The 17684-nt window shown below is 70.2% G+C and carries 20 protein-coding genes; 12 read left to right on the plus strand and 8 right to left on the minus strand.

Translation table 11 applies throughout. The annotated features are described in order from the left end of the window. The first annotated feature begins 136 nt into the window (after positions 1-136). Genes SSMG_RS30205 through SSMG_RS30215 form a run of 3 tightly spaced genes read left to right on the plus strand, consistent with a single transcriptional unit; the run spans position 137 to position 1939 of the window. Positions 137-859, plus strand: coding sequence for an RraA family protein (locus tag SSMG_RS30205; protein WP_009082361.1), 723 nt, complete (start codon positions 137-139; stop codon positions 857-859). Then, entirely contained in the window at positions 849-1550 is a 702-nt protein-coding gene (locus SSMG_RS30210; protein ID WP_009082362.1) for an SDR family oxidoreductase, read from the plus strand. The genes SSMG_RS30205 and SSMG_RS30210 overlap by 11 nt, the downstream gene beginning before the upstream one ends. Further along, positions 1547-1939, plus strand: coding sequence for an NUDIX hydrolase (locus SSMG_RS30215; RefSeq protein WP_009082364.1), 393 nt, complete (start codon positions 1547-1549; stop codon positions 1937-1939). The genes SSMG_RS30210 and SSMG_RS30215 overlap by 4 nt, the downstream gene beginning before the upstream one ends. On the opposite strand, the gene SSMG_RS30220 is transcribed toward SSMG_RS30215, so the two are convergent. From SSMG_RS30220 to pucL, 5 genes are all read right to left on the minus strand, one after another. After that, entirely contained in the window at positions 1917-3017 is a 1101-nt protein-coding gene (locus SSMG_RS30220) for a glycerate kinase (protein WP_050788317.1), read from the minus strand. The genes SSMG_RS30215 and SSMG_RS30220 overlap by 23 nt on opposite strands. Then, complete coding sequence (locus tag SSMG_RS30225; protein ID WP_009082380.1) at positions 3014-3391, minus strand: gamma-glutamylcyclotransferase; 378 nt, start codon at positions 3389-3391, stop codon at positions 3014-3016. The genes SSMG_RS30220 and SSMG_RS30225 overlap by 4 nt, the downstream gene beginning before the upstream one ends. Positions 3392-3409: 18 nt before the next feature. Beyond that, positions 3410-4852, minus strand: a complete 1443-nt coding sequence (locus tag SSMG_RS30230; protein WP_009082382.1) for an NCS2 family permease — start codon at positions 4850-4852, stop codon at positions 3410-3412. Between the two features lie 175 nt (positions 4853-5027). Beyond that, positions 5028-5510 carry a nucleoside deaminase gene (locus SSMG_RS30235; RefSeq protein ID WP_286156985.1) on the minus strand — a complete coding sequence of 161 codons (483 nt, stop codon included), beginning with the start codon at positions 5508-5510 and terminating at the stop codon, positions 5028-5030. A gap of 43 nt (positions 5511-5553) precedes the next feature. Then, positions 5554-6426, minus strand: a complete 873-nt coding sequence (pucL, locus tag SSMG_RS30240; RefSeq protein WP_009082386.1) for a factor-independent urate hydroxylase — start codon at positions 6424-6426, stop codon at positions 5554-5556. 161 nt (positions 6427-6587) lie between these two features. Between pucL and SSMG_RS30245 the strand changes: the two genes are divergently transcribed. The 5 genes from SSMG_RS30245 to SSMG_RS30265 all read left to right on the plus strand — a co-directional run bounded on the left by SSMG_RS30245 (position 6588) and on the right by SSMG_RS30265 (position 11478). Continuing rightward, entirely contained in the window at positions 6588-8108 is a 1521-nt protein-coding gene (locus SSMG_RS30245) for a PucR family transcriptional regulator (protein ID WP_037715308.1), read from the plus strand. A 180-nt stretch (positions 8109-8288) separates the two neighbouring features. Further along, the gene (locus tag SSMG_RS30250; protein ID WP_009082389.1) at positions 8289-8588 is read left to right on the plus strand and encodes a YciI family protein; all 300 of its coding nucleotides are present in this window, start codon (positions 8289-8291) and stop codon (positions 8586-8588) included. 138 nt (positions 8589-8726) lie between these two features. Continuing rightward, the gene (gene folP / locus SSMG_RS30255) at positions 8727-9596 is read left to right on the plus strand and encodes a dihydropteroate synthase (RefSeq protein ID WP_009082391.1); all 870 of its coding nucleotides are present in this window, start codon (positions 8727-8729) and stop codon (positions 9594-9596) included. Next, the gene (locus SSMG_RS30260) at positions 9596-10408 is read left to right on the plus strand and encodes a pyrimidine reductase family protein (RefSeq protein ID WP_009082393.1); all 813 of its coding nucleotides are present in this window, start codon (positions 9596-9598) and stop codon (positions 10406-10408) included. Before folP ends, SSMG_RS30260 begins: the two co-directional genes overlap by 1 nt. A 14-nt stretch (positions 10409-10422) precedes the next feature. After that, entirely contained in the window at positions 10423-11478 is a 1056-nt protein-coding gene (locus SSMG_RS30265) for an amidohydrolase family protein (protein ID WP_037715311.1), read from the plus strand. Between the two features lie 39 nt (positions 11479-11517). Here SSMG_RS30265 and SSMG_RS30270 read toward each other — a convergent pair whose 3' ends face one another. After that, positions 11518-12273, minus strand: a complete 756-nt coding sequence (locus SSMG_RS30270; RefSeq protein ID WP_037715313.1) for a hypothetical protein — start codon at positions 12271-12273, stop codon at positions 11518-11520. A 93-nt stretch (positions 12274-12366) separates the two neighbouring features. Here SSMG_RS30270 and SSMG_RS30275 point away from each other — a divergent pair, with 93 nt between their 5' ends. From SSMG_RS30275 to SSMG_RS30285, 3 genes are all read left to right on the plus strand, one after another. Further along, positions 12367-13191, plus strand: coding sequence for a LuxR C-terminal-related transcriptional regulator (locus tag SSMG_RS30275; protein ID WP_037715315.1), 825 nt, complete (start codon positions 12367-12369; stop codon positions 13189-13191). After that, on the plus strand, positions 13188-13547 hold the full coding sequence (locus SSMG_RS30280; RefSeq protein ID WP_100266934.1) for a VOC family protein: 360 nt from the start codon (positions 13188-13190) through the stop codon (positions 13545-13547). The genes SSMG_RS30275 and SSMG_RS30280 overlap by 4 nt, the downstream gene beginning before the upstream one ends. A gap of 106 nt (positions 13548-13653) precedes the next feature. After that, entirely contained in the window at positions 13654-15180 is a 1527-nt protein-coding gene (locus SSMG_RS30285) for an AMP-binding protein (protein WP_009082401.1), read from the plus strand. A gap of 85 nt (positions 15181-15265) precedes the next feature. Here SSMG_RS30285 and SSMG_RS30290 read toward each other — a convergent pair whose 3' ends face one another. Beyond that, positions 15266-15727, minus strand: coding sequence for a MarR family winged helix-turn-helix transcriptional regulator (locus SSMG_RS30290; protein ID WP_037715317.1), 462 nt, complete (start codon positions 15725-15727; stop codon positions 15266-15268). Between the two features lie 102 nt (positions 15728-15829). Here SSMG_RS30290 and SSMG_RS30295 point away from each other — a divergent pair, with 102 nt between their 5' ends. Beyond that, positions 15830-17044, plus strand: a complete 1215-nt coding sequence (locus tag SSMG_RS30295; protein WP_037715320.1) for an amidohydrolase family protein — start codon at positions 15830-15832, stop codon at positions 17042-17044. 69 nt (positions 17045-17113) lie between these two features. Here the strand turns inward: SSMG_RS30295 and SSMG_RS30300 are convergent, their stop codons facing one another. After that, positions 17114-17659: a dihydrofolate reductase family protein gene (locus SSMG_RS30300; RefSeq protein ID WP_009082406.1), complete on the minus strand. Its 546-nt coding sequence runs from the start codon at positions 17657-17659 to the stop codon at positions 17114-17116. Positions 17660-17684 lie beyond the last annotated feature (25 nt).

The following is a 17684-nucleotide window of genomic DNA, read 5'->3' on the forward strand; positions in this document are numbered from 1 at the left end:
GGCATCTTTCCCGCCTTGACAAGCACCCACCGCCCGTCAGCACAATGAAACTTCGGGGTGCCTCACGCAACCCCCCAAAAGCAATGTCGCCCGCCAGGGCGACGAGCCGAACACCCCCGCAACGAAGGGCGACCCCATGACCCACAGCGATCTGACCCCCAGCGACCTGACCCACCGCTTCACCACCCTAACCACCGCCCACCTGGCAGACGGCTGCCTCCGCGCCCGCCTGACCGTCCGCTGCGCCCCAGCCGGAACCAGGTCAATAACCCCAGGCCAGAAGCTCTCCGGCAGAGTCCTCCCAGCCAGACACTCCGGCAGTGTCGACGTCTTCCTGGAAGCCCTGACCACCGCCCGCCCAGGCGACGTCCTGGTAGTAGACAACCGAGGCCGCCTGGACGAGAGCTGCGTAGGCGACCTCATCACCGCCGAAGCAGCGGCAGCCGGACTGAGCGGCATAGTCATCTGGGGCCTGCACCGGGACACCGCCGAACTCCGCGAAATCGGCCTCCCGGTCTACAGCCTGGGCTCCCTCTCCACCGGCCCCCTGCACCTCAACGACCGCGCCGCCGACGCCCTCGATGCCGCCACCGTCGGCGAATGGACCGTCACCACCGACGACCTGGTCTTCGGCGACGACGACGGCGTCCTCTTCATCCCAGCCGCCCAAGCCGAGGAAGTATTCCGGCTAGCCGAATCCATTCGCGACACCGAACACCGGCAAGCGGCGAAGATCCGCGACGGCGTCACCCTCCGCGAACAGGTCCGGTTCAGCGAATTCCTGACCCTCCGGGAAAAGGACCCGTCCTACACCTTCCGGCAGCACCTCCGCGCGAAAGACAGCGCCATTGAAGAGTAAGAAAACCGCCCTGATCACCGGAGTCGGCCGGAAAGCCGGAATCGGCGCCGCGATCGCCGCCCGGCTGAAGGAAGACGATTGGAACGTCGTCACCACCCGCTGGTCCGACTACGACCGCCGGATGCCGTGGGGCCCCGACGAGACCGTCGAGGGCATCGAAGCCGACCTGGCCGACCCGGAAACCCCGGCGAGACTGTTCGACCAGATCGACGACGACGTCCAAGCGCTCGTGCTCGCCCACTGCGAGTCCGTGGATTCCGGCCTGCTCGACACCACAGTGGACAGTTTCGACCGGCACTTCGCGGTGAACGCCCGCGCAAGCTGGCTGCTGATCCGAGAGTTCGCCCAACGCTACCGCGGACCCCGCGGTGCAGGGAGGATCGTAACGTTGACCAGCGACCACGTAGTGCACAACTTGCCCTACGGAGCAAGCAAAGGCGCGCTCGACCGGATCACCCTCGCCGCAGCGGGAGAACTAGGCCACCTCGGCATCACGGCGAACGCGGTGAACCCGGGCGCGACCGACACCGGCTGGATCCCCGAAGCCGACCGCGAAGCGTTCGCCCGGCACAATCCGCTGGGCCGGATCGGCACCCCACGCGACTGCGCGGGTCTGGTCGCGTTCCTCTGCGGACCGGAAGGCGGCTGGGTGAACGGACAAGTCCTCGTCGCCAACGGAGGAGCGGCATGAACGACAAACATCTCGCGTACGTCCTGCTCCGCCGCGGCGAAACCGTGCTGCTGATCCGCCGCGCGCCGGGGACTTTCCTCGGCGGGCATTGGGAATTCCCCGGCGGCACCGTCGAACCCGGCGAAGCCCCGGAGACCACCGCGGTACGGGAAGTCGCCGAGGAAACCGGGCTGCGCGTACAGCTCGCCGGGGAACGGGTCCGCCAATCCTGGCCGGACCGCACCGGCAAACCGTTCACCGTGCACGCCGCCTACTACGACGCGCACCCGGAATTCCTCGGCGACCTTCAGCTCAACCCGGCCGAACACGACGACCACCGCTGGCTGACCCCCGCCGACGCGGCCGGACTCCCCCTGTCCGACCACGTCAGGCAGGTATTGCTCGGCTGAAATCCCGAGCCAGCTGTGCGGCCCGCTCGCGCAGCAACGACCGGGCCTCCGCCACGCACCGGTGCTCGTCCGGTTCGACGTCGGTCAGCGCGTACACCCCGGCGAAGCCCGCTTCCCGCCATTCCGGTGCGGACAGCAGGCACCGCCCGGCCAACGCGACGACCGGTGTGCCGCCCGCCGCGCGGAGAACGCCCACCGGCGCTTTTCCGTGCAGCGACTGGGTATCCAGCGAACCCTCGCCGGTGACGACGAGCCGGGCGTCCCGGGCCGCGGCCGGGAAACCCAGCAACTCCAGCAACAACTCGATGCCGGGCCGAATGCGGGCGCCGAGTCCGGTGAGCACACCGAACCCGACGCCGCCTGCCGCGCCGGCGCCCGGGGTGGTGGCGTGCGCGGAGCCCATCACTTCAACCCACCGGGTCAGCCCGCGTTCCAGCAACGCGATCTCGGCGGGTCCAGCACCCTTCTGCGGCCCGTACACCACGGCCGCGCCGTCCACGCCCAGCAACGGGTTATCCACATCGGACGCCAGGACAATGTCCACTTCGGGCAGTGCGGACAAATCCACTGTGGACAACTCCGCCAAGGCCGCGCCGCCGGGCGGAAGCTGCGCACCGGACGCGTCGAGCAGTCGCGCACCCAGCGCAGTCAGCAACCCAGCGCCGCCGTCGGTGCAAGCACTGCCGCCGACCCCGAGCACGATTTGCGTCGCCCCGGCGGCACGGGCGGCCGCGATCAGCTCGCCCGTGCCGTAGCTCGACGCGGTCAGCGGCTCCAGCCGCCCGCCGGGCAGCCGGTGCAGGCCGGACGCCTCCGCCAGTTCGACGACGGCGACCGTCCCGCGCAGCGCGTAGTACGCGGTGATCCGGCGGCCGGTCGGCCCGGACACCCGCACCGGAACCCGCTGGAACCCGGCCGCGACGGCGGCGGCGACGGTGCCGTCGCCGCCGTCCGCCACCGGCAGCTGCCGCACCGGCTCGCCCGGCGCGACCTCGGCGAACGCCGCGGCCACCACCTCCGCGACCTCCGCCGCGGTGAGCGAGCCCTTGAACTTGTCCGGAGCGACCAGAACCGTCACGCCGCGGCCTTGAACGCTCGCCAGTCGCCGATTTCCGTAATGTCCCGCAGCTGCACGTGCGAGGTCTGCGGCCGCCGCAGCAGCATCGCGAACGCCGAACTGCCGTCGGCCAGTTCGATCACGCCCAGCTCCAGCTCCGGCGGTTCGGACGGGAGCACGCGGTCGCGCAGCTGGTCCAGCGTGAGGTCGTAGACCTCGCCGGAGATCGCCGCGCCGCCGTGCGCCACCGGGACCAGCGCCGGGCATTGCCCGCCCACCGAATAGAACCGGTACTTCGCGGCCGTGGTCGTTTCGGCCACCAGCGGAGCGCCGTCGAGCAGATGGTGCAGAGGTTCGCCGCGCATCGCGCCGCCGTTGAGGAACATCAGAGGCATGGTGGTCCCTTTCTTCTCTCAGAGGATCGCCTTCACCACGTCGATTCCGAAGTAGACGGTGAACACGAGCGCGAGCACGGTGAGGATCCACCCCGCTTCACGCCACTTCCCGCGGAAGGTCTTGATCAGCACGAACGCGATGAGGCCCGCGCCGACGCCGTTGGTGATGGAGTAGGTGAACGGAATGAGCGCGACCGTCAGGAACACCGGGATCGTGTAATCCGGGTCGTTCCACGGAATGTTGCGGCATTGCGCCACCATCATCCCGCCGATCACCACGAGCGCCGGTGCGGCGGCCTGCGCCGGCACGATGCCCGCGATCGGCGTGAACAGCAGCGTCGCCCCGAACAAGAGCCCGGTCACGACACTCGCCAGCCCGGTCCGCGCGCCCTCCCCGACGCCGGCCGCGGACTCCAGGAACACGGTGTTCGGCGACGAGCCGGACACCCCGCCCGCGATCGCCCCGGCCCCGTCCACGAACAGGATCCGGCCCATCCGCGGCACCCGGCCGTTCTTCGACAGCCCGGCCTCGGCCGACACGCTGGTGATGGTGCCCATCGCGTCGAAGAACCCGGACAGCACCAGGGTGAACAGGAAGATCGTCGCGGTCAGCGCGCCCGCCTTGGCGAATCCGCCGAACAGATCGACGTGCCCGAGCAGCCCGAAATCGGGAGCCGCGACCACGGAATGCGGCAGCGTCGGAGTCGTCAAACCCCAATCGCCGACGCCGAATCCGTCGTGCAGCACCACCGCGAGCACGGTGGCGGCGGCGATGCTGATCAGCACCGCGCCGGGCACCTTCCGCGACACCAGCACGGTCATCAGCAGGAGGCCGAAGCAGAACACCGCGATCGGCAAACCGGACAGATGGCCGTCGACGCCGAGCCGAACGGGAACAGTCGTGTGCGCCGCGTCCGGAATGCGGGTCACGAACCCGGCGCTCACCAGTCCGACGAGCGCGATGTACAACCCGATCCCGACGGTGATCGCGGTTTTCAGCGGTCCGGGGATCGCGTTCATGATGCGTTCCCGGACCCCGCTGACCGCCATCAGCACGATGCAGACGCCCTCGAGCACCACCAGCCCGAAAGCCTGGGCCCACGTCATCGCCGGGGCCATCTGGAACGCGACGATGCCGTTGATCCCGAGACCGGCGGCGAGCGCGAGCGGCGCGTTGCCGACGAGTCCCATGAGGACAGTCATCACGGCGGCGGCGAGCGCGGTCGCCGTGGTTACTTGCGCGGCGCTGAGTTTCGCGCCGGTGATGTCGGCGGAAGCGCCGAGGATGAGCGGGTTGAGCAAAACGATGTAGGCCATCGCGACGAAGGTGGTCACCCCTCCGCGCACTTCCCGGCCTACGGTGGTGTTGCGAGCGCGTATTTCGAAAAGTCGCTCCACAATGGACTTGCGCTGCGGTCCGGGAGCCGAGGTCACCGCTTCTTCGAGGCGTACCTGGGTCATGCGTCCTCCCCTTGCCGGTGGGTGTGCCGGACCGCACCCCTGGCACAGGCAAGGGGCGGCGCGGCGGGACGTTTGCGTTTTTCTGGTGCTCCGGTCAGCACCGGGAGGGTGGCCCGGTGGGGTGGGGCGGAGAACGCTGAAGCCGATTCTGACCGGCCTCAGCACTCGCCGAGGCTCAGTACTCGATCCGGTCGGACCGGTTGAGCCAGGCGGAGAACGGGGCGAAAGCGTCCGATGTGGACACTCGCGAAACCGGGGTCTGCCACGTTTCGCGGGGATGCTCGAAAAGCTCGTAGAAGGCCCGGTCGTCGAATCCGGCCCGGGCGGCGTCGTCCCGGTCGGCCGCGTACAGCACGCGGTCCACGCGCGCCCACAGCGACGACGCGAGGCACATCGGGCACGGCTCGCACGAGGAGACGAGCACGCATCCGGCGAGGCTGAACGTGCCGAGCGCCTGGCAGGCCGCGCGGATCGCGACCACCTCGGCGTGCGCGGTCGGGTCGAGCGACGGGGTGACGCGGTTGACGCCGGTCGCGACGATCTCGCCGTCCTTCACCACGAGCGCGCCGAACGGGCCGCCGCCGTCGGCGACGTTCTTCTCGGCGATCCGCACGCATTCGGCGAGCCAGGCGCGTTCGACGTCGGCATCGATGGACACGGTCATGACAGTAGCGCTCCCAACAGCTCGGGTTTCGGTGTGCTCAGGACCAGGCCGGACCGGCCGGCGGGGCGTCGTCGCGCAGGACGGTGCCCTCGATCAGCCCGTAGGGCCGGTCGGCGGCGTAGAAGACCTCGCCGGGGTTGTCGAGGCCGAACGGCTCGAGGTCGACGAGGAAATGGTGCTTGTTCGGCAGCGAGAACCGGATCTCCGCGATCTCCGGGACGGCCTCCAGCACCGCCTCGCCCATCGCGTACAGCGTCTGCTGCAGGGACTGGCTGTGCGTGCCGCCGAACGCGTCGAGCAGCGTGGCGAGCGCGGTTTCGTGCGCCTGCGCCCAATCGGCCTCCTCGACGGAGAACCGCCAGGTCGCGGATACCGCGGTGGCGAGGATCCGGTCCTTGACCTCGACCAGCGTGGTGTATTCGTCGCGCGGGAAGCCCCAGAATTCGGATCCGGTGGAGTTGAGCACGGTGAGGTCCTCGACCCCGCCCAGCACCCAGGCCCGCTCGCCGTCGTAGGTGACGCGGGTGGTGCGCGTGCCCGCCCCGGAACGGGCGAACGAATGGTGCGCCGGACGTCCGCCGACCTGCAGCCGCTCCCACGGATGGGCCACGATCCCGACGCGGGCGAGGTGGATGCTCTCCTGGCTGGACACGAAGTGCCGGGCCAGCCGCAGCGCGAAGTCCTCGATCTCGCCGATGCCGTCGCGGGCGAAGGCGAACACCGTGTTCTTCTGCGTGTCGGTGGCCAGCACCTTGTCGTTGGCCCCGGTCAGGTGGGTGTCGCTCATGTCGCCCGACAGCGACACGCTCACGGTGAGGTCGGTGATCCGGTGCTCGTCTCCGTCCCGGTCGACGCGGACCAGCCGGTTTTCGGCCTTCCCGTATCGGTTGTCGCCAAGAACGATCGCCATTGGTCATCCCTTTCCGTTCGCTCGCCGAGTGAGTACACCTGCCCGGGCGTGGCCCGGGCCACGGCAGATCCACCGAAAGGAGTGAGCGCGAAGGGCCGGTTTTTCGTAGTTTCCGCCAAACCCCTCTGGTGTGCGGTACTGATGGGCGGAAGGAGGCGCGCATGCGGCTGGGTGCACTGCTCGACACCCCGGAGCTGGGGTTGCGGCTGCTGGCGGGCGAGAAGGCGCGCGACCGGGAGTTCGGCCGCGTCTTCCAGGCGACCCTGCAGGATCCGACGCGGTACCTCGACGGCGGCGAGATCGTGCTGTGCGGCCTGCGCTGGCTGCCCGGGCCCGCGGACGCGGACGCGTTCGTCGGCAAACTCGCCGCCGCGGGCGTGACCGCGCTCGGGGCCGGGACCGCCGAGGTGGGCGGCCCGGTGCCGGACTACCTCGTGGCCGCCTGCGAACGCGTCGGCCTGCCGTTGTTCGAGGTGCCGGTGTCGGTTTCGTTCGCGACCGTGGCCGAGCGGGTGATCCTGGGCCTGGCGGCGGAACGCTCGGCGCCCGCCCGCGATTCGCACCGGCGGCTGGTGGCCGCGGTGACGTCCGGCCACGGACTGTCCGCGCTGGTCAAGGCCGGCGCGGAGGAGCTGGGCACGGACTGTCTCGTGCTGAGCGCGACCGGGCAGCAGCTGGCCGGCGGACCGGAACTGCCTGCCGCCCGCCGCGCCGCGCTGGCCCGGCGGTTCCTGCGGGCCGAACGGCTGCCCTGTCAGGACGGCCCGGTCACGCTGCTCGGCGCGGCCGGACGCTCCGGGCACCGGATCGCGAGCTGGTTCCTCGTGGTGGACGGCGATCCGGCGAAGTGGCCGTCCGCGCGCCGGGAGCTGGCGCTGGAACTCGCGGCGCTGGTCGGGCTCGAACGGTCCCGCATGGACGAGGCCCGGCGCATCGAGAACCGGGCGGCCGAACCCCTGTTGCGGCTGGTGCTCTCCGACGACGCGGCACCAGGTGAGCTGACGTCCCGGCTGGCCGCCGCCGGCTTCGCGCCGCAGGAACCGGTGACGACGCTGTCCGCCGAGGTCCGCGGCGGCGGGCCGGGGCTCGCGCAGGTGCTGGTCGAGGAACTGCTTTCGGCCACCGGGCAGCCGGTGCTGGTGGCGACCGTGGAAGGCGAGACGTTCGGCCTGTTCGCGTCACGGGATACCGAGGCGTTGCGGGAAGCGGTGCACACGATCGAACCGGCGCTCGGGTCCGCGCGGCTGACGCTCGGCCTCAGCCGGGCCGCGGACGCCGCCGGGCTCCGCGCCGGAGTGCAGGAAGCCCGGCACGCGCGCACGCTGGCCGCGTTGACCCCGGGCCGCGCGACAGTGTTGTCCGGCGACGAAGTGGCGTCGCATCTGCTGCTGCTCGCCGCCGTGCCGGAGGACTTGCGCCGCACATTCGGCGAAAAAGTACTGGGCCCGGTACTCGCGTACGACGCGGCACACGGTTCCGAATTGATAACGACGCTCAAGGCGTTCCTGGAACATTCGGGATCTTGGACGCAGACGTCGGCCACTCTGCACTTGCACGTGAACACTCTGCGATACCGCATCACCCGGATCGGCGAACTCACCGGACGCGATCCGAGCCGGTTCGCCGACCGCGTGGATCTTTATCTGGCCGGCTGCTTCACGCAGAACTGGGGATGGTCTTGACCATCCGTCCGAAATGTCCAGCGGAAACGCCGCGACACGGAATTTTCCGTACCCCGTAACGGAAATCCCGGCAGTACGCTTATCCGTAAAGAGTTATTGGGAATACTTGACCATTCGATGAAGGACGACGGCACTCGGGAGGAGGATGCACCATCCGACCGAGCGTCCTACTCTGAGGTCATGTACATCGCATTGCTGTCCTACACAGCACCTCGAAACGAAGTCGACTACGCGCTGGCCGAACACGCCGAGTGGCTGCGAAGCCAGTTCGCGCATGGATTGTTCCTCGTTTCCGGAAAAGGAAACGAGGACGCCGACCAGGTCATCATCACCCGCCCGTGCCTGCGCGGCAAGCTGGACGCCGTGCTCGCCACCGATCCGCTCGTCCTGCAACGGCTCGCGCATTACCGCGTGATCGAATTCTCCGCCACCCGCACCGCGGGCGAGTTCCTGACCGTCAACGAGGCGCTCGCCTCCTGATCCGCACTGCCGCAGATCGACCGAACGCCCGGACGCAGGTGGCCTCCGGACCTTTCCGCCCGCCACCTGCCGGACGTACTCCCGCCGCGAACTCGCCTATGATCACGCGAGATCTTTCGTTCCGGCCCGGGAGACCGCATGCATACGCCCGACCTCGTGTTCCGAGGCCGTCGCCTCACCAGTGACCGCGCCCTGGTGATGGCCATCGTCAACCGCACCCCAGACTCCTTCTACGACAACGGTGCGACCTTCGAAGAAGCCCCCGCGCAAGCGGCCATCCGGCGCGCGCACGCCGAGGGCGCCGACCTGATCGACATCGGCGGCGTGCCCGCGGGCAAGGGCCCCGAGGTCACCGCGGCCGAGGAGATCCGCCGCGTCGTGCCGACCGTCGAATGGGCCCGCGAGAACTTCCCCGACCTGGTGATCAGCGTGGACACCTACCGCGCCGAGGTCGCCGACGCGGTCTGCCGCGCGGGCGCGGACCTGGTCAACGACAACTGGGCCGCGGTCGAACCGGAAATCCTCGACGTCGCCGCCGAGCACGGCGCGGGCTACATCTGCTCGCACACCAACGGTCTCGTGCCGCGCGCCGAAGCCCTCCGGCCGGTGTACGACGACGTGGTGGCGGCGGTCGTCGAAGGCACCACCTCGCTGGCCGAGCGCGCGCTCGCCGCGGGGGTGCCGCGCGAGGGCATCATGATCGACCCCTGCATCGACTTCGGGAAGAACTCCTACCAGTCGCTCGAACTGCTGCGGCACGTCGACGCGCTGGTCGCGACGGGCTGGCCGGTGCTGATGGCGCTGTCGAACAAGGACGTGATCGGCGAAACGCTGGACCTCCCGGTCGGCGAACGGGTCATCGGCACGCTCGCCGCCACCGCGGTGTCCGCGCTGCACGGCGCGGCGATGTTCCGCGCGCACCAGGTCCGCGAAACGCGGCAGGTCGCGGAGATGGTGGCGAGCATCGTCGGCACCCGGCCGCCGGCGAACGTTGTACGGTCGGTCTGATGCGCGAGATCTTTCCGGGAAACTCAGACCGCACCGAGGCCGACGTCGAGCAGCTCTACGTCTATCCGGACGGGCCGAAGTGGCTCGCGGTGAACTTCGTGTCCAGCGCCGACGGCGGGATCACCATCGACGGCCGCTCGGGCGGGCTGTCGACGCCCGCGGACCGGATCGTCTACCGGCTGGGCAACGACCTCGCCGACGTCCTGCTGGTCGGCGCGGGCACCGCGATGGCCGAGGGCTTCGAGGGCCTGCGGCCGGACGAGAAGACCGCCGAGCGGCGGCGCCGGCACGGGCTGGCCCCGATCGCGCCGATCGCCGTGGTCAGCACCGGCCGTTCGCTGCCGCCGGACGCCCCGGTGATCACCAAGGCGCTGGTGCCGACGATCGTCGTCACCAGTGCGGCGACCGATCCGGAACTGCGCGAGGCGTGGGCGTCGGCCGGGGCGGATGTCCTGATCGCCGGGACAGGCGACCCAACCCTGCACGAGGCCACCGGCGACCCGGCCCTGCACGCGGACCCGGAGGACCAGCGCCCGCGTCCCCGGCACGGCGACGTCGACCTGCGGGCCGCGGTGGACGAACTGGCCCGGCGAGGACTCCGCCGCATCGACTGCGAGGGCGGACCGCACCTGTTCGCGTCGCTGCTGGCCGCGGGCGTAGTCGACGAACTGCGCCTGACCGTCGCGCCGATGCTGATCGCCGGGGACGCGCCGCGCGTCGCGATGGGCGCGGCCATCGACCCGCAACAGCTCGAACTGCTTTCCGCCCTGGTGGACGACAACTCACTACTCTTGCGGTATCGCGTCCACTGACCCGGGGAGGGATCGTGGCCAAGACCGCTCTGCGCAACGCGCGCGTCTTCGACGGGCGAGGGCTCACCGAACCGCGCACCGTCGTGATCGACGGGACAGTGCTCGGCGCCGATCCCGCCGGGGCACGGGAAATCGACGCGGCCGGGGCGACGCTGCTGCCCGGGTTCATCGACTCCCACGTCCACCTGACCGAGCCCGCGCAGCTGGCCGCGCTGGCCGCCTGGGGCGTCACGACCGGCCTGGACATGGCGTGTTTCCCCGCTTCTCGGGTGGCCGCGCTGCGCTCGGCGGGCCCGGCGGATTTCCGCAGCGCCGGCACTCCCGCCATCGGCCCCGGCGGCATGCACGTCCGGATCCCCGGGATGCCCGCGTCCGCGATCGTCACCACCGCGGACGCCGCGGTCCGCTTCGTCGAGGAGCGGGTCGCGGAAGGCGTCGACTACGTCAAGGGCGTCGCGGAGGCCCCCGGCGACGGCGGGCCGCCCGCCGAGGCGCTGCAGGCGCTGGTCGACGCGGCGCGGGTACGAGGTTTGGACACCGTCCTGCACGCGGCGACTCCCGGTGCGTACCACTTGGCGGTCGCGACCGGCGCGCGGTTCGTGACGCATGTGCCGGTGGTCGGCCGGATCGCCGCGGAAGACGTCGCGGCGATGAAGACTGCTGGGCAGACGGCGATTCCGACGCTCACCATGATGGAGGCGGCGCTTCCGTACTTCGCCGGCGCGGCGGGGGATTTCGTGGCCAACGTGGCTGCCCTGCGCGCTGCCGGAGTCGAGATCCTCGCCGGTACCGACAGCAACGCCGAATCCGGCGCCCCGGCCGAGGTCCCGCACGGGTCGAGCCTGCACCGCGAGTTCGAACTGCTCGCCGAGGCTGGGTTGACCACGGTGGAGATCCTGCGCGCCGCCACGGTCGACGCGGCCCAGGCGTTCGGGCTGACCGACCGCGGCGAGATCCGGCTCGGGTTGCGGGCAGACCTGGTGCTGGTCGAGGGCGACCCGGTGGCTGATTTGGCGGCGACGCGGGCCATTCGCGCGGTGTGGTGCGCGGGGACGGAAATCTCCCGTTAAGCGGGCTTGGGGCTGTCCGGCACGCGGTCGGACAGGTCCTCAGGACCGCTGAACCGCGTCGTCGGCTTCCTCGAAAGTCTTCTGCGCCTTGGCCAGTTCGTCGGCCGCTCGGGCAGCGCGGTGTTCCGCCTCGGCGAGCCGTTCCCGCAATTCGGCCACCCGCTCGTCGGCCTGTTCGGCGGTGCGCTCCGCGCGCTGCAGGTTCCGCTCCGCCTCCGCCCGGGCCCGCACCGCCTGTCTCCGTTCCAGGGCACGGACCCGGGCTTCTTCCTCGGCCTTCCGGTCCTTTTCGGACTGTCGCGTCTTCTTGGCGGGCGCGGGATTCGTCGGCAGCGACAGCCAGCGGTCGGCGTCCTGGCGGGCCTTCGACGTCAGGCGTCCGGCGAGAGCGAGCCGGGCGAGGTCGGCGTCCGCGACGATCGCTTCCAGCGTCTCCTCCACCTCGCGCTCGACGGTATCGCTCAAGCCGGTCGCCTCCCGGATGATCCGCTGCACCAGCTCCGCCCGCTGGTGCGCCAGTTCGCGCAGCCGGGATCCGTCGAGCTGCTCGTGTGCTTCGCGCAGTTTGTCGCCGAGCGAGGCCAGCTCGGACAGCGGAGCGGAACCGTCGCGCGCGAGGCGGTTGAGATACGCCGCGGCCGCGGTCGGCTTGCGCAGGGCGCGGATCCGGCGCGCCAGTTCGACGTCGCCCGCTTCCTTCGCCGCGCGGGCGGCCGCGGTGCGCTCCGCGACGAAGTCGGCCGGTTCACCCGCGTAGAGCCGGTCGGCGACGGTATCGAAATCCGAGGTTGCCACGTGTGCCACCGAACCACACGAGTAGTCCGAACGCGACGCAACGCGTAACGTGGACGTCCACCCAGCAAGGTCGAGTGAAGCGGGACGGTGCCCATGACGCCTCCGGGCCGGCTCGCGCTGACGGCCAGCCCCCTGGTCGCCGGCGCGCTCAAAGCACTGCAAATCGCCACCGAACTGCCGGTCGCGATGGGCGGGCCGGTGTCGGCGGCTTCTCGTTCGCACGTCATCGACCAGCTGCGCGGCACCATGACCCGGTCGTTGCAGCACGTGCAGGTGGACACCGGAGCCGGGCTCGGCGGCAAAGCGGTGGCACTCGCCCGTCCGTCGACGGTGGTCGACTACCTCAGCGCGCAGGGCATCACGCACAAATACGACCACGCGGTGGCGCCCGAACGGCTGCGCGCGATGGTGGCGCTGCCGGTGCGCGTCGGCGAGACCACGCGCGCGGTGCTGTACGCGGCGTCCCGGGAGTCCATCACGTTCGGCGACCGTCTGTTGCACGCGGCGACCGCGGTGGCGACTCGGCTGGGACGCGACATCGAGGTCGAAGAGGAAGTGCAGCGCCGGATGGCCGCCCCGACGGCCGTCCCCGCGGCCGAACGCGGCGACCTGCACGCCGAACTCACCGCGATCGCCGGGTCGATCACCGACGAAACCGCCCGGCAGCGGCTGCTCGCGGTGTGCGAACGGCTGCGCCCGGAGCTGGACCTGCCCGGCGTCGCGCTGACCCCGCGCGAGATCGACGTGCTGCGGCTGGTCAGCGAGGGCTGCACGAACGACGAGATCTCCGACCGGCTCGGCCTGCTGCCCAATACGGTCAAGTCGTACCTGAAGCACGCGATGCGGAAGCTGGCCGTGTCGAACCGGGTACAGGCGGTGAACCGGGCTCGGGCCGCCGGGTTGCTGCGGGCCCCGTGAGACGGCTGAGCGGCGTCACGATCGATTGCCTGGAACCGCAGGTGCTGGCAGGTTTCTGGAGCACGCTTCTCGACCGGCCCGTTACCGCGGAGCAGGACGGACCGGACTGGGCCACGGTCGGCTCCCGGCTCGATGCCGCTCCCCGTCTCACGTTCCAGCGGGTCCCCGAACCGAAGCGCGGCAAGGTCCGGCTGCATCTGGACCTCGAGGTCGACGACGTCGACGAGGCGCGGGCGCAGATCGAACAGCTTGGCGGGCAGTGGACCGGCGTACGCCACGACTACCCCGGGGAGGGCGTCGTGCTGGTGATGGCCGACCCCGAGGGGCACGAATTCTGCGTCGTCCACTACCTCTGAAGTCCCGAGGTTCGGACACCCTCCATGTGGGGTGGCCGGATTCAGTGCGGCGAGCGAAAATCACCCGCGCGGGCAGTGCGGCCCGCTGACGCGAAGGGATCGGCACGTGTTCTATGACCTCAGTGTCCGCGATTTCCTCGACCGCGCCGAAACGGTGTACCCGGACCGGATCGCGGTGGTGGACGAGCCCGCCCAGCCCGCGCAGTCCTGGGGCGAGGTGACCTACCGCGAACTCGCCCGCCGCGCCCGCGCGCAGGCGGCGAACCTCGACGCGCTCGGCGTTCCGGCCGGCGGCCGCGTCGCCATCGTCTCGCACAACTCCGCGCGGCTGCTGACGTCGTTCTTCGGCGTATCCGGCTGGGGCCGCATCCTGGTTCCGGTGAATTTCCGCCTCGCGCCCGCCGAAGTGCGTTACATCGTCGAGCATTCCGGCGCCGAGGTCCTGATGCTCGACCCCGAGCTGAAACCGTTGCTGGACAGCGTAACCGCGAAGCACGTGTTCGTTCTCGGCGAGGACGACGGCAAAATCTGGGGCGGCGAAGGCGAACCGCGGCCGTGGTCGGCCGACGAATCCGCGACCGCCACGATCAACTACACCTCCGGCACCACCGCGCGGCCGAAGGGCGTCCAGCTCACGCACCGCAATTTGTGGCTCAACGCCACGACTTTCGGCCTGCACACCACGCTCAACGACAACGACGTCCTGCTGCACACGCTCCCGATGTTCCACGCGAACGGCTGGGGCATGCCGTACGCGGTCACCGGCCTCGGCGGACGGCACATCGTGCTGCGCAAAGTGGACGGCACCGAAATCCTGCGCCGCGTGCGGGACCACGGCGTGACGATCATGTGCGCCGCCCCCGCCGTCGTCACCGCGGCCCTGGACGGCGCCGCCGCGTGGGACGGCGAAATCCCCGGCCGCGACCGGGTCCGGATCGTCGTGGCCGGCGCGCCGCCGCCGACCCGGACCATCGAACGCGTGCGCGCGGAACTCGGCTGGGAGTTCATGCAGATCTACGGCCTGACCGAGACGTCTCCGCTGGTCACGGTCAACCGCTTCCGCAGCGAATGGGCCGATCTCGACCCGCACGAGCAGGCGAAGCTCCTCGGCCGCGCCGGCGCCCCGGCGCTGGGCGTCCGCGTCATGATCGACGCGGACGGCGAGGTCCTCACCCAGAGCAACCACAACCTCGACGGCTACTGGGAAAACCCGGACGAGACCGCGCGCGTGCAGGAAGGCAACTGGTTCCACACCGGCGACGGCGGCACCTTCGCCGACGGCTACCTGACCATCGCCGACCGCAAGAAGGACGTCATCATCACCGGCGGCGAGAACGTGTCGTCGATCGAGGTGGAGGACGCGCTGAACTCGCACCCGGCCGTCCGCGAAGCCGCGGTGATCGGCATCCCGGACGAGAAGTGGGGCGAACTCGTCACGGCACTGGTGGTGACGGACGGGACCGAGGTGACGGCGGACGAGCTGATCACCCACTGCCGCCAGCACCTGGCCGGGTACAAGTGCCCCAAGCGCGTGGAGTTCCTCGACGAACTGCCGCGGACGGCGACGGGGAAGATCCAGAAGTTCAAGCTGCGGCAGCCCTTCTGGGAGGGACAGGACCGGCAGGTGAACTGACTCTGGCTTGTCGCAGTGCTCCTTCGCCCGCGCCCGAAGGAGCACTGCGACCGCTCACCATCCTCGAGCGCGGACAACGGCGGCGTCAGTCCTGGCTCGCCGCCCGTTTCCGAGACCACTCGGCGGCATCGGCGCCGTACCTGGCCAGCAGCCGGGCGAACTGAACCCGCTCCTCCGCCGGCCAAGCAGCCGTGATCTCCTCGAACGCTTTCCGCTGTTCCGCGGCGAACCGATTCCGTTCCGCCTCGCCCTGCTCGGTCAGTTCGAGCACGGTACGACGTCCGTCCGCCTGAGAGGCCGCCCGGCGCAGCAGTCCGTCGGCGATGCACGCGGCGACGGTCCGGCTGGCCACCGGCTGGGCGACGCCCATTTCGACCGCGAGGCCGCCGACCGTCGTTTCGCCGGGCGCGTCGGCGATCACGTTGAGCACCAGATTGCGGGACAGGTCCTTGTTCGACGCCGGGGTGCGCCGGCGCAGCCGGGACAGCGCCGGGCCGATCTGGTCCAGCACCGGGTCGGCGGGGGTCCGCCCAGGAGAGCCGCTCATGCGCTTGATCCTAAGCCCGCGTAAGGACAGTTGCATACCAGTCAGCAAGTGCATAGCATTAGGTATGTAAATGTGCTGAGCAAGGAAACGAGACGAGCTGCCATGACACTCACCGCGATCGCCAACGCCCGGCTCTTCGACGGGGAAAAGTCCCTCGGCGTGCGGACTGTGGTCCTCGACGGCACGAGGATCGTCCAGGTCGGCGGCGAGATCCCCGCGGGCAGCGAGATCGTCGACGGCGCCGGAGCCACCCTGCTGCCCGGGCTCATCGACGCCCACGTCCACTCCGCCCCGGGTTCGCTGGCGCTGGCCCTGCGGTTCGGGGTGACGACCGAGCTGGAGATGCAGGGGATGAACACCCGGGAGAACCGGGCGCACCTCACCGACGACGACACCGTGGCCGACGTGCGGTCCGCCGGTTTCGGCATCACGCCGCCCGGCGGTCATCCCAGCGAGCTGATGCCCGAGGGATTCCGGCCGAAGTGGGAGCTCCCGCCGGTCATGCCCGTCATGCCGTTCTCCACCACGCCCGAGGAAGCGGCCGCCTTCGTCCCGCAGCTCCTCGCCCGCGGCTCGGACTTCATCAAGTTCATGATCGACGACGGCAGCGTGGAAGGACATCCCGGACTGCCGTGTCTCGACCAGGCCACCGTGAACGCCGGGGTCGCGGAAGCCAAGAAGTACGGCGCCCTCACCGTCGCGCACGCCTTGACCGCGGAGGCGACCAGAATGGCCGTCGAAGCGGGCATCGACGGGCTCGCCCACGTGTTCATGGACGAGCCGCACACCCCGGAGATCATCCGCCTGGTCAAGGACGCGGGCATGTTCGTCATCCCCTGCATCACCCTCAACGCCTCGCTGATGGGAATCACCGGCAGCGCGCTCGCCGACGACCCCCGGGTCGCCTCGCGGCTCGACCGCGAGTGGGACGAAACCTTGCGCTCCAGCTACAACCGCTATCCGCAGGGCAAGCTCGAAGACGTGTACGGCACCGTGCGCGCCTTGGACGCCGCTGGCGTCGACGTGCTGGCCGGCACCGACGTCTCGATGCCCGAGACGTTCTTCGGGGGTCTCGCGCACGGGGCGAGCCTGCACCACGAACTGCAGTACCTCGTGGAAGCCGGTCTCACCCCGGAACGAGCCTTGCGCGCCGCCACCGCGACCGCTGCCCGCCGCTTCCGCCTCAGCGACCGCGGCCGGGTCGCCGAAGGACTGCGCGCCGACCTCCTGCTCGTCGACGGCGACCCGACCAGCAACATCAGCGACACGCTCAACACCCGCGCCATCTGGCGTCGCGGCGCCCGCCTGGCGGAATGACCCGGAGGCTCCCCGAATCCCGCTCGGCGAGCCGGATTCGGGGAGCGCCCGAGTCCTTTGTAGACATAGCTACTCGTCGGAAGGCCGGTAAACCAGCCGCAGCACGCCGTTGCGGAACGCCGTCGTGTCCGCCAGCACGAAGTCCAGCTGCGGTCCCTCCGCCGGGAACAACCGCCGCCCCTTGCCGACCACCACCGGGTACTGCAGCAGGGTCAGCTCGTCCACCAGCCCATGCGACAGGAGCCAGCGCACCAGCGTGGTGCTTCCGCTGGTCATGATGTCGCCGCCCGCCCCGGATTTCAGGTCCGCGATCGCCTCGCCGAGGTCGCCGCGCAGGAGCGTCGTGTTGTGCCAGTCCGTCGCGGTCAGGGTGGTGGACGCGACGTACTTCGGCACGCTGTTCATGAACTCCGCGCCCGGGTCGTCCGTGCGTCCGGGCCACGCCTCGGCGAAGCCCTCGTAGGTCACGCGGCCGAGCAACATCGCGTCGGCGTCCGCCATGCCGTCGCCCACCGCGTGTTCGAGCTCGTCGTTCCAGTACGAGAGCGACCACTGGTCCGGCGCTTCGACCACGCCGTCGAGCGAGACGAACAAAGTGGACACGATCTTGCGCATCGAGCGGCTCCTTGGGGTTCGGGAT

It is taken from the genome of Streptomyces sp. AA4, from assembly GCF_000158875.1.
In the GTDB taxonomy this organism is placed as follows: Bacteria; Actinomycetota; Actinomycetes; order Mycobacteriales; family Pseudonocardiaceae; genus Amycolatopsis.

Excerpts from the sequence above, each read along its gene's own strand:
- SSMG_RS30300 (WP_009082406.1), bottom strand. The coding sequence starts at position 17,659 with ATGCGCAAGATCGTGTCCACTTTGTTCGTCTCGCTCGACGGCGTGGTC.
- SSMG_RS30230 (WP_009082382.1), bottom strand. The coding sequence starts at position 4,852 with ATGACCCAGGTACGCCTCGAAGAAGCGGTGACCTCGGCTCCCGGACCG.
- SSMG_RS30275 (WP_037715315.1), top strand. The coding sequence starts at position 12,367 with ATGACGCCTCCGGGCCGGCTCGCGCTGACGGCCAGCCCCCTGGTCGCC.
- pucL (WP_009082386.1), bottom strand. The coding sequence starts at position 6,426 with ATGGCGATCGTTCTTGGCGACAACCGATACGGGAAGGCCGAAAACCGG.
- SSMG_RS30295 (WP_037715320.1), top strand. The coding sequence starts at position 15,830 with ATGACACTCACCGCGATCGCCAACGCCCGGCTCTTCGACGGGGAAAAG.
- SSMG_RS30225 (WP_009082380.1), bottom strand. The coding sequence starts at position 3,391 with ATGCCTCTGATGTTCCTCAACGGCGGCGCGATGCGCGGCGAACCTCTG.
- SSMG_RS30205 (WP_009082361.1), top strand. The coding sequence starts at position 137 with ATGACCCACAGCGATCTGACCCCCAGCGACCTGACCCACCGCTTCACC.
- SSMG_RS30215 (WP_009082364.1), top strand. The coding sequence starts at position 1,547 with ATGAACGACAAACATCTCGCGTACGTCCTGCTCCGCCGCGGCGAAACC.
- folP (WP_009082391.1), top strand. The coding sequence starts at position 8,727 with ATGCATACGCCCGACCTCGTGTTCCGAGGCCGTCGCCTCACCAGTGAC.
- SSMG_RS30245 (WP_037715308.1), top strand. The coding sequence starts at position 6,588 with ATGCGGCTGGGTGCACTGCTCGACACCCCGGAGCTGGGGTTGCGGCTG.
- SSMG_RS30250 (WP_009082389.1), top strand. The coding sequence starts at position 8,289 with ATGTACATCGCATTGCTGTCCTACACAGCACCTCGAAACGAAGTCGAC.
- SSMG_RS30260 (WP_009082393.1), top strand. The coding sequence starts at position 9,596 with ATGCGCGAGATCTTTCCGGGAAACTCAGACCGCACCGAGGCCGACGTC.
- SSMG_RS30290 (WP_037715317.1), bottom strand. The coding sequence starts at position 15,727 with ATGAGCGGCTCTCCTGGGCGGACCCCCGCCGACCCGGTGCTGGACCAG.